This window comes from Lentzea sp. NPDC055074 (assembly GCF_053608005.1).
Window position 1 is genome coordinate 319230 of sequence record NZ_JBSGUQ010000007.1, and the last position, 10299, is coordinate 329528.

The 10299-nt window shown below is 69.4% G+C and carries 7 protein-coding genes; 2 read left to right on the top strand and 5 right to left on the bottom strand.

Annotated features, from left to right (window positions below; all coding sequences use genetic code 11):
- Window positions 1-108: 108 nt before the first annotated feature.
- Window positions 109-3798, top strand: coding sequence for a glycoside hydrolase family 2 TIM barrel-domain containing protein (locus ACWF7A_RS19395; RefSeq protein WP_452251872.1), 3690 nt, complete (start codon window positions 109-111; stop codon window positions 3796-3798).
- A 167-nt stretch (window positions 3799-3965) separates the two neighbouring features.
- On the opposite strand, the gene ACWF7A_RS19400 is transcribed toward ACWF7A_RS19395, so the two are convergent.
- From ACWF7A_RS19400 to ACWF7A_RS19420, 5 genes are read right to left on the bottom strand one after another with little or no spacing between them, the layout of a single operon-like run.
- Window positions 3966-4691 (bottom strand): thioesterase II family protein, encoded by a 726-nt coding sequence (locus tag ACWF7A_RS19400; protein ID WP_452251827.1) that lies wholly within the window; start codon window positions 4689-4691, stop codon window positions 3966-3968.
- Entirely contained in the window at window positions 4688-5239 is a 552-nt protein-coding gene (locus tag ACWF7A_RS19405) for an HXXEE domain-containing protein (protein WP_452251828.1), read from the bottom strand. Before ACWF7A_RS19405 ends, ACWF7A_RS19400 begins: the two co-directional genes overlap by 4 nt.
- Window positions 5236-6732: an FAD-binding oxidoreductase gene (locus ACWF7A_RS19410; protein ID WP_452251829.1), complete on the bottom strand. Its 1497-nt coding sequence runs from the start codon at window positions 6730-6732 to the stop codon at window positions 5236-5238. The genes ACWF7A_RS19405 and ACWF7A_RS19410 overlap by 4 nt, the downstream gene beginning before the upstream one ends.
- Complete coding sequence (locus tag ACWF7A_RS19415) at window positions 6729-7190, bottom strand: hypothetical protein (protein WP_452251830.1); 462 nt, start codon at window positions 7188-7190, stop codon at window positions 6729-6731. The genes ACWF7A_RS19410 and ACWF7A_RS19415 overlap by 4 nt, the downstream gene beginning before the upstream one ends.
- Window positions 7191-7221: 31 nt before the next feature.
- The gene (locus tag ACWF7A_RS19420; RefSeq protein WP_452251831.1) at window positions 7222-8496 is read right to left on the bottom strand and encodes an alpha/beta hydrolase; all 1275 of its coding nucleotides are present in this window, start codon (window positions 8494-8496) and stop codon (window positions 7222-7224) included.
- A gap of 203 nt (window positions 8497-8699) precedes the next feature.
- Here ACWF7A_RS19420 and ACWF7A_RS19425 point away from each other — a divergent pair, with 203 nt between their 5' ends.
- Window positions 8700-10283, top strand: a complete 1584-nt coding sequence (locus ACWF7A_RS19425) for an outer membrane protein assembly factor BamB family protein (RefSeq protein ID WP_452251832.1) — start codon at window positions 8700-8702, stop codon at window positions 10281-10283.
- Window positions 10284-10299 lie beyond the last annotated feature (16 nt).

Sequence of the window (10299 nt, forward strand, 5' to 3'; positions counted from 1 at the left end):
TGAACTCGCGGCCCCTTGTCGGCGCCGTCCAGCGGCTGTTCACTTGTGTTCACTTCTGTCCGAACATGGAGGTTCCGCGTGCGGCGCGCGATCGTTCTTGCGACAGTCATGGTGGTGACGGCCGGTTCGACGATGCCGATCGCCGCCGCCGTCGATCCCCCTCCCGACGTGCACACGTACCTCGAGGACCCGAGCAGGATCGCCGAGGGACAGGAGCCGCACCACGCGTTCCTGCGCCCGCAGGCCGACATCGCCTCGGCCGCACGGGGTGAGGAACGCGGCCCGTTCGTCCGGTCGCTGGACGGCCGGTGGCGGATCGCGATGGCGGACCGGCCCGCCGAGGTCCCGGCCCGGTTCTACGCCGACGACCACGACACGTCCGGCTGGCGCACCGTGACGGTGCCCCACACCTGGCAGACCGACGGCCTCGACCACCCGATCTTCCGCAACATCGCGACCGAGGTGCAGCCGGACGACCCGCCCCGCGTCCCCCGCGACCTCAACCCGACGGGTGCGTACGTCCGCGACTTCGAGGTGCCGGCGGACTGGACGAAGCGCGAGACGTTCCTGCGCTTCGAGGGCGTCACGTCCGCGTACTTCGTGTGGGTCAACGGGAAGTACGTCGGCTACGACCAGGGCGGGTACACCCCGGCGGAGTTCGACATCTCCTCCGCGCTGCGGCCGGGACGCAACAAGCTCGCCGTGCAGGTGCACCGCTGGAGCGCCGGTTCCTACCTGGAGGACTACGACCAGTGGCGGTACTCGGGCATCTTCCGCTCGGTGTCGCTCTACTCGACGCCCGCCACGTTCATCCAGGACGTCACCCTCAGGACCGATCTCGACGCCACCTACACCGACGCGACCCTCACCGCGGACGTCGAGCTCGGCCAGAAACCCGGTGGTACCACGGGACCGCATCGCGTCACCGCCGGCCTGCGCGACACCAATGGCAAGGAAGTCGGTTCGGTGAGCCAGGAGGTCACCGGCAGCACGGCGCGGCTGACGCTGCCGGTGCGCAACCCGGCCAAGTGGACCGACGAGACACCGAACGTCTACACCGTCGTGCTGACACTCACCTCGCCCGACGGCGAGGTCACGCACATCACCAGTGACACCACCGGTTTCCGCGAGATCGAGATCCGCGACCGGACGCTGCTGGTCAACGGCAAGCGCGTGCTGTTCAAGGGCGTCAACCGCGCGGAGACCGACCCGGACCACGGCCGGCACGTGCCACGGGCCGCGCAGGAACGCGACGTCGCGTTGATGGAGCAGCTCAACGTCAACGCCGTGCGCACCTCGCACTACCCGAGCGACCCGTACTTCTACGACCTGGCCGACCGGCACGGCATCTGGATCGACGACGAGGTCGACATCGAGACCCACAACCACGAGAACTGCGCACGGTGGTGCCAGGCGAACCAGCCGGAGTGGCGCGACACGTTCCTCGACCGGCTGATCGGCATGGTCGAGCGCGACAAGAACCACCCCAGCGTCTTCATGTGGGACACCGGCAACGAAGCAGGACTCGGTGCGCACCACCACGAGATGGCGCGGTGGCTCAAGGCCAACGACCCCGGCCGGCCGATCTACCACCAGTCCAACAACCCCGACGGGGACGCGCCGTTCGCCGACGTGTGGGGGCCGCGCTACCCCTCGCCGGAGAGGTTCGCCGAGCAGGCGAAGAGCACGACCAAACCGTTGATCTTCGGTGAGTACGCGCACGCGATGGGCAACAGCCTCGGCAACTTCCGCGAGTTCTGGGACGTCATCCGCGCCAACCCCCAGACGCAGGGCGGCTTCATCTGGGACTGGGCCGAGCAGAACATCAGGCAGAAGACCCGCACCACGCCGGACACGTCCGGCAACGACATCACCGCACTGCTGTCGGGCGCACCGAAGCTCGTCGACGGCCACCGGGGCAAGGCCCTGTCGCTCTCGGGCCTCGACGACTTCGTCGAGGTCTACCGCGACCGCGGGCTCGACATCACCGGCACCGCGCTGACGCTCGACGCGTGGGTGCGGCCCGGTGCGTGGACCGGCCAGTTCCCGATCATCGCCAAGGGCGACCACCAGTGGACCCTCAAGATGAAGAACGAGACGACGCTGGAGTTCTTCGTCCACAGTGGAACGTGGCGGGCCGTGCAGGCGAAGGTGCCCGCCGACTTCTACGGCAAGTGGCACCGGGTCAGCGGCACGTACGACGGGACGGCGCTGCGGCTGTACATCGACGGCGCCGAGGTCGGCACCCTGCCGTTCACCGGCGCGATCGACTACTCCGCGGCGGACGTGAACATCGGCCGTGACTTCGAGATGTCGTGGAACGACCCGTCGAACGTCGGCCGGCTGTCCCGCGGTGACGTCGACGACGTGCGCGTCTACGACCGGGCGCTGACCCCCGCGGAGCTCGGCACGTCCGCCGCTCCGGCCGGCGGGGCCGTGCTGGCACTGGACTTCGACAGCGTGCGGGAACGCGGCACGCACTTCGCGTACGGGTCGACGCTGTCCGGTGTGGACGGACTGATCGGCACGGACCGCAAGCCGCAACCCGAGACGACGCAGATGGCCTGGGCGCACCAGCCGATCCGGTTCGCCTACTCGGGCGGCGTGCTGACGGTGACCAACGAACGACAGTTCACCGGCACCGACGACCTCACGTTGAAGTGGCGCGTCACCGAGGGGTCGAAGACGGTCAAGAGTGGACGGCAACCGTTGCGGGTCGCCGCCGCCTCGACCTCGCCGATCCCGGTGCCGGTACCGGCGAACGACACCGACCGGGAGAGGTTCCTGACCGTCGAGACGGTCACCTCGAACGGCCACGTGCTCGCCCACGACCAGTTCTCGCTGGGTGGCGGCAAGATCCCGGGCCTGGACAAGGCGCCGCAGGACTGGGCCGTCGTGTTCACCAAGGAGGACGCTTCCAAGGTCACCGCGACCGCGGCCGGCACCACCTACACCGTCGACAAGAAGTCCGGCTCGCTGACGTCCATCAGGTCGCAGGGCAGGGAACTGCTCACCAGCGGCCCGAAGCTCGACGCCTGGCGCGCGCCGATCAGCAACGAGACCTACACGTGGGGCCGCGCGGAGGGCGAGGACTGGCGCAAGGCCGGCCTCGACCGTCTGGAGACCAGCGTGACCGGGGTGCGGGTCGAGCGGGACGGTGTGAAGACCACGCGGATCGTCGTGGACAGCAGGGTCGCCGCGCCCGGCGTGACAGGGGCCTGGTTCGACCAGACGATGGTCTACGCGATCGACTCCGCCGGGGTGCTGCGGCTCGGCCACCGGGTCACGCCGCAGGGGTCGGTGCGGACGCTGCCGTACCTGCCCCGCATCGGCGTCCAGCTGTCCGTGCCGGACCGCTACTCCACGTTCTCCTGGTACGGGCGGAAGGCCGAGAGTTACGTCGACCGCAAGGACGGCACACCGATCGGGGTGCACTCCAGTTCCGTCGCGGACCAGTACGTCGAGTACCACCGGCCGCAGGACCACGGCAACCACACCGACACCCGGTGGGCGTTGCTCACCGACGGCCGCACGTCCGGCCTGCTGGTCTCGGGCGTGAAGGACGTCAGCGTCACGCAGTACGACGACCTGGAACGCGCGGCGTACCCCTTCATGTTGCAGCGCAACAAGGGCTACTTCACGCTGCACGCCGACCACGCCGTGACCGGAGTCGGTGACACGCCGAACCCGGTGCGGCAACGCAATCAGGTCCGTCCCGACTCCACCTACGAGTACACCGTCACGATGCGGCCGTTGACGCCGCAGGAAGCCTGGTCCGGCACACCGGCGGGTGCCTGACCGGAAGGTGGCCCCGGTGTCCACACCGGGGCCACCTGTCACATCTGAAGATCCTCGCGTCCGTCAGCCCGGCACCGGAAACGGCCGGCGTGTGTCATCAGCACGCGGACTTGTCGAGCGCTGACCGCCGTGCCGGCTGGTGGTGCGGGAGTCCACGGCGTGACGGGTCAGGCGCCGAGGACGTCCGTCACCAGACCGACGATCGTGCGCAGGTGCCCGGCGAGGTAGAAGTGCCCACCGGAGAAAGTCTTCAGCGCGAACGACCGTGACGTGTGCCGCTCCCACTCCTCCACTTCGGACACCTCGACGCGAGGGTCGCTGTCGCCCGTCAGCGCGTGGATCGGTACGTCCAGGGGCGGCCCCGGCACGTGCCGGTAGGTCTCCACCGCGCGGTAGTCGCCGCGGATCGCGGGCAGCACCATGCGCAGCAGCTCCTCGTCGCCGAAGACCTGCTGCCCGGTGCCGCTGAGCGACTTCAGCTCCTCGACGACCCCGTCGTCCGTGCGGGTGTGCACGGACTCGTCGCGCTGGAGGTGCGGTGCGCGCCGGCCCGAGACGAAAAGCTCTGTGACGCCAGGGATTCTGCGCGCCACCTCGTAGCCGACCAACGCGCCCATGCTGTGCCCGAACAACGCCAGCGGCTTGTCCGTCCAGCCCGCGAGCGCCTCGGTCACACCGTCCGCGAGCTCTGAAATGCTGCCCGCCAACGGTTCCCCGCGGCGGTCCTGCCTGCCGGGGTACTGGATGGACAGCACCTCGACGGACGGGCTGAGCGCCGCGGAGAACGGGAAGTAGAAGGACGCGGACCCGCCCGCGTGCGGCAGGCACACGAGCCGGACCGCGGCCTCCGGCGCCGGGTGGTACCGGCGGACCCACAGGTCGGCGTCGCTCATCCGGCATCCCGTTCCGGTCCGGCGCCCACGGCCTTCAGCGCCGCTCGCGCCACGACGTGCGCACCGGCGAGGCTCGCGGGGAACAGCAGGCCCGCGAGGAGACTGGCCCGGCCGAGCCGCGGCGAGACGCCCGACCGGCGCAGCTCACGCCACGCCCACCACGCGAACGGCACCACGATCACCGGGCTCGTCGCCACGCCCGGGGTGTACCGGCCCAGCCCCGCGGACTGCACCAGGTGCACGACCCCGTGCCAGCCGTAGCCCGCCAGAGCCGCCTGGTAGAACGGCGAACGGCCGCCGGTGCGCGCACCGGCGGCCGACGCCGCGGCCATCACGAGACCCATCACACCGATCGCGGTGCGCACCTGCGCCGGGGACACGTCCTCGGACAGGCGGGCCCAGACCCGTTCCGGCACGCGGGGGAAGCGTTGCCGGAGGAGAGGGACGTTGTCCCGCAGCCAGCGGGCCATCGTCAGGACCTCTTCGGTCTCGTGCGCCGCCCAGACGGCGAGCAGGCCCCAGGTCGCGGCCTTGCTCACCCGGCTCACGGCAGCCGCACCGACAGGGAGTGCCGGAACGTGTCGAGCGGGTCCCAGCGACGCTTGACCTCCTGCAGACGGGCGTAGTTCTCCTTGAAGTACAAGGTGTGCCAGTCCACTCCGGACAGGTTGAGGGCCGGGTCGGCCACGTCCGCGTCGGCGTAGTTGATGTGGCAGCCGTCCGCCACCTCGCCGGGCACCGGGACGCCCCCGCTCTCGCGCCACACGTCGGCGTAGAACTCCTGCAGCCAGGTGAGGTGCTTGTCGTCCTCCTGCTGCTCCTTCCACTCCGTCGCGAAGATCAGCCGCATGATCGAGTCGCGCTGCGGCATCGCGGTCGCGCCGGAGTCGACGAGGTTCACCGCGCCGCCGTAGCTCGCGAGCATGACGCCCGCGGTCATGTTGGCGTAGTCCGGCATCGTGAGGTGCTGGTAGATCGCGCCGATCTGCGCGTCCGACAACCGCTTGCGCAGGTACGCCGTCTTGAACTTGGCGCGCATCGTGTGGTCGGCGCGGTCGGTGACGCCCGGCCACGTCGTGGTGTTGAGCCACGGCAGCTCGCGCTGCTCGACCACGACCGGCTCGACCCCGACACCGTCGATCAGCTCGGCGACGTAGGCCCGCAGCAACGACTCCGCGTCGCCCTTGGTGGCGTCGATCTGGATGCTCATGATGATGACGCCGCCGTTTTCCCTCGGCGTCGCACCGATCACGCTGTACATCCCGGCGTACGGCGAGTCCGCGTGGCTGTTGTTCTCGTGCCACACGTTGTGGTTGCGGACGAACGTGGTGAACTTCGCCTCGTCCATCAACGGCCACGGCCAGATCAGCGTCGCCACGAGCATCTTCGCGGGAGGCCGCGGCAACAGCTGGGCCGGGTCGTCCCCGGTCGCGTCCGGCGAACGGAACCAGTACCGCGTGACGACACCGAAGTTGCCGCCACCGGCACCGGTCAGCCCCCACCACAGGTCGCGGTTCGGGTCTTCCGGGTCACGGGTCGCGACGACGGCCTTCGCCTCGCCCGAGGAGTCCACCACCACGACCTCGACGGCGTGCAGGTGGTCGACGACCGAGCCGAAGAGGCGTGCCAGCGGGCCCCAGCCGCCACCCGCGATGTGCCCGCCGATGCCGACGGACGGGCACGTGCCGGCGGGCAGGGCCACGCCCCAGCGCTTGAACAGCCCCCGGTTGACGGTGCCGAGCAGCGTGCCCGCCTCGACGGCGATCGCGCCCATCACCTCGTCGTGGTAGATGTCCGTCATCAGCGACATGTCGATGACGACGCCCACCGAGGAGTTCGCGACGAAGTCCTCGAAGCTGTGGCCGCCGCTGCGCACGGCGACGTGCTTGCCGGCCTTGACCGCCTCGCCCACGGACTCCACGACGTCCTTCGTGGACGTCACGACGCGGACGTGGTCCGGCTTGCCGACGAACCGGGCGTTCCAGCCGCGGACGAGGTCGGGGTACCGGGAGTCGTCGGGCAGGACCTTGATCGCGGTCATGCGCTGACTTCGGTCGTGGCGGCGACGCCCGACCCGGCCGTCACCTTGCACAGCACCGGGTGGTCGGACGTGACGACGGTGTGGTCACCGGGCACGAACTCGTAGACACCGGCGGCGTCGGGCGTGAACGAGACGGTGCCGAGGTCGAGGAAGACGACCTCGCCCTGCGGGATGAGCTCGGGGTTGGTGAGACCGGTGACGGTCAGCGTGGTGGTGGACGGGCCGCGGACCTCCAGCTGCAGCTCGGCCGTCACCTCGTTCTTCGCGAGCTCCCGGGGCGTCGCGGCACGGCTCTTCAGGGTGACCGCCAGCTCCACCGGCTCGCCCGCGCGCGCCTGCGCCGGAGCGGTGACGGTGATGTAGTTGACGCTCTCCTGGCTGAACTCACCGGGGATGGCGCAGTCGACCTCGAGGTCGACCTGACCCGAGCTCTGGTTGTTGACGATGGACGGGCTCACGAAACTCCCCTGTCGATATCTTGTGAATAGGTCAGGAAACGAACTTGATCTCGGGGTACAGCGCGGACGCCCCGTCGAAAAGGGAGGTCGGCACGCCACGCAGGTACAGGCCGAAGAACGCGTTCACGTACGCCTTCTGCGCGATGATGGAACGAGTTGGGTCGACGCTGCCGATGAAGATCTCGACCATGCCGGGGGGAATGGTGACCTTCGCGGCGATCTGCGGCAGGAACACGGTGAAGTCCGTGTAGCTGTCGAGGGCCGACTTGTCGAGCGTGAGGTCGCGCTTCCACCCCTGGTGGTTGGTCCAGAAGTCGGTCCACGACTGGTCGCTCGCGTTGACGTGGTTGTGGTCGACGAGCTGACCGTTCGCTCCGTAGATGCGAGCACCCATGAGCAGCAACGGCCTGGTGCCGAGACCCTTCTGCGCTGCGGCTCCCGGCAGGTACGGGGCCTGCCCGTAGGCCATCGCGCCGTCGAGGTTGAGGCCCGCGATGATCCTGTTGTCCTGGAACATCGACTCGGCGGTGGTGTAGCCGCCGTGCACGTGACCGAACATGCCGATCTTGTTCGTGTTCAGGCTCGCCGCGACGGCGGGCGGCAGCACGATGTCGGACGACGTGCCGTTCTTCGCGGCGATGATGCTGTCCACCACGAACTTCGTGTCGGCGACACGGGAGTCGATCGACTTCTTCTGCGTCTCCGGCGTGCGGTCGAGCGGCAGGCCCTGCTCGACGCGGCCGCCGGGGAACTCGACGGCGAACTGCTCGTAGGTGTGGTCGATGGCGATCACGATGTTGCCGCGGCTCGCCAGTTCCTCCAGCAGCACGGTGCTCAGCTCGCGCGAGGCGCCCTGTGCGGCGGAGAACAGCACGATCGGCCACTTCTGCGAGGTCTTGATCCGCGCGTTGTTCCACGAGTGCGACTTGGCGCCCGCCCAGTTCACCGATCCGGACGGGATCGCGAGGTACCGGGGGTCGGCCATCAGCTGCTCGAAGGTCTGCAGCGCGCCGGGCGACATCCACGGCGCCAGCTGCAGCCCGGAGGTGCTCTGCGCGGGGAAGTAGATGCTGGTCATCAGTTCGCGCTTGCGCTCGGGCTTCCAGGGGTCGTTGCGCCCCTTGTCGACCAGGTGCGCCTTGACGACACCGACGGTGTGCGGGCCGGTCGGCGCCGGGAACGACAGCTGGACCGGTGCGGCGGCGCCCGCAGCCGGTGCGCCGGTGAGGACGCCGGCCACCAGTGCGAGCACGGCTGTCAGCAGGACCACCAGCAGTGGTCTGCGTCTTGTGCTTGTGTTTGTCATGGACATCCCCCAACGTGATGGCGACAACGACGGCGATCGCAACTGTGCCCGAGAAATTCCGCGCTCGAATGCCTCCGCGGCTGTTTCAGGGGTCCTTTTCCGCCGACCCCTGCCGGGCCCCGGAAGCAATAGGGGTACCGCCGGGCGGGAGAAGGGGTTTTGACGGTGGAACTACCGCGAAGCGGGTGTCAGCGTCTGTGCACATGTTCTCGAAACGAATAACCCGCGTCACCGCGATTCTCACCGCGTTGCTGGTCGCCTCGGTGGCCCTGCCCGGGTCCGCCGCGTCGGCCGGGGGCGCCTCCTGGACGTCCTGGCAGAAGGACCTCTCCGGCAGCAGGCACAACGCGGCGGAGTGGAAGATCACCCCGCGCAACGTCGGGGACCTGAAGCTCAAGTGGGCCTTCGCGTTCCCGAAGGTCCCGGTGTTCACGGCCCACAGCCAGCCCGCGATCGCCGGCGGGACCATGTACTTCGGCGGCCCCGAAGGCAAGTTCTACGCGCTGGACGCCAAGACCGGTGCCACCAAGTGGACCTTCGAGCTCAACACCGTCGCGCCGGGTGTCGGCACGGCCGTGGTGCGCAACAGTCCCGCGCTGGCCGACGGCCGCGTCTACTTCGGCGACTACCGCGGTTACCTCTACGCGCTCGACCAGCGCACCGGCCGGCTCCTCTGGTCGACGCGTCTCGACGAGCACCCGTCGGCGCTGATCACCAGCTCCCCCATCCCGTTCGCCGGCCGGCTGCTCGTGGGCACGTCCAGCGGCGACAACGTGGGCGGCGCGGAGTACGCGTGCTGCACGTTCCGCGGCCACCTCGACTCGATCGACGCGGCCACCGGCCAGGTGCTGTGGCGCTACTACACGGTGCCGGAACCGAAGGCCGTCGGCACGTGGCCGAGCGGCGCCACCCGGTACGAGCCGTCGGGCGGCGGCGTGTGGAGCTCGCCGACGATCGATCCGGCCACCCGCACGGTGTTCGTCGGCACCGGTCAGAACTACACCGGCACCGAGGGTGACACGGACTCGTTGGTGGCGCTCGACGTCTTCACGGGCCAGGTCCGCTGGAAGCGCCAGATGACCCACCCGGACACGTGGCGCGTGATCTGCGTGGACCCGACCGCGCCTCCCGGTTTCTGCCCCGGCATGGAGAACGGCACGGCGCTCGACTGGGACCTCGGCGCGATGCCGAACATCTTCACGGTCAACGGCCGCACGCTCGTCGGTGTCGGCCAGAAGAGCGGCATCTACCACGTCCTCGACGCCCGCTCCGGTGAGATCGTCTGGCAGCGGCAGCTCTCCGTGCCGCGGCCGAACGACCTCGGCCTGGGCGGCATCCTGTGGGGCGGCAGCTACGACGGCGAACGGCTCTACGTCGCCACGAACCAGGCCGGACCCGGTGCGCTGCACGCACTCGACCCGGCCACCGGCGCGTTGCTGTGGAAGACGCCCAACCCCGCCGACGGATGCAGCTGGGGCGGGGCGGCCGAGCACCCCGACAAGTGCGTCATGGCCAACCTTCCTGCGGTGACCACCACCCCCGGTGTCGTCTACGAAGGCAGCAGCGACGGCAAGATGCGCGCGTACGCCTCGCGGGACGGGCGGGTGCTGTGGGAGTACGACACGGTCCGGGACTTCCAGGGCGTCAACGGGATCACCGGGCGCGGCAGCGGTCTTTCCGGCGCCGGTGGTGCCGTGGTGGTCGACGGCATGGTGTACGTCCACTCCGGATACCGGCCGTACTACCCGAACGACAAGGGTTTCGTGCTCCTCGCGTTCGGCAGGTAGGCACCTCACGCGAACG

What these genes read in the sequence shown, in the direction of transcription:
- ACWF7A_RS19395 (WP_452251872.1), top strand. Translation starts at nt 109, where the DNA reads ATGGTGGTGACGGCCGGTTCGACGATGCCGATCGCCGCCGCCGTCGAT.
- ACWF7A_RS19400 (WP_452251827.1), bottom strand. Translation starts at nt 4,691, where the DNA reads ATGAGCGACGCCGACCTGTGGGTCCGCCGGTACCACCCGGCGCCGGAG.
- ACWF7A_RS19410 (WP_452251829.1), bottom strand. Translation starts at nt 6,732, where the DNA reads ATGACCGCGATCAAGGTCCTGCCCGACGACTCCCGGTACCCCGACCTC.
- ACWF7A_RS19420 (WP_452251831.1), bottom strand. Translation starts at nt 8,496, where the DNA reads ATGACAAACACAAGCACAAGACGCAGACCACTGCTGGTGGTCCTGCTG.
- ACWF7A_RS19425 (WP_452251832.1), top strand. Translation starts at nt 8,700, where the DNA reads ATGTTCTCGAAACGAATAACCCGCGTCACCGCGATTCTCACCGCGTTG.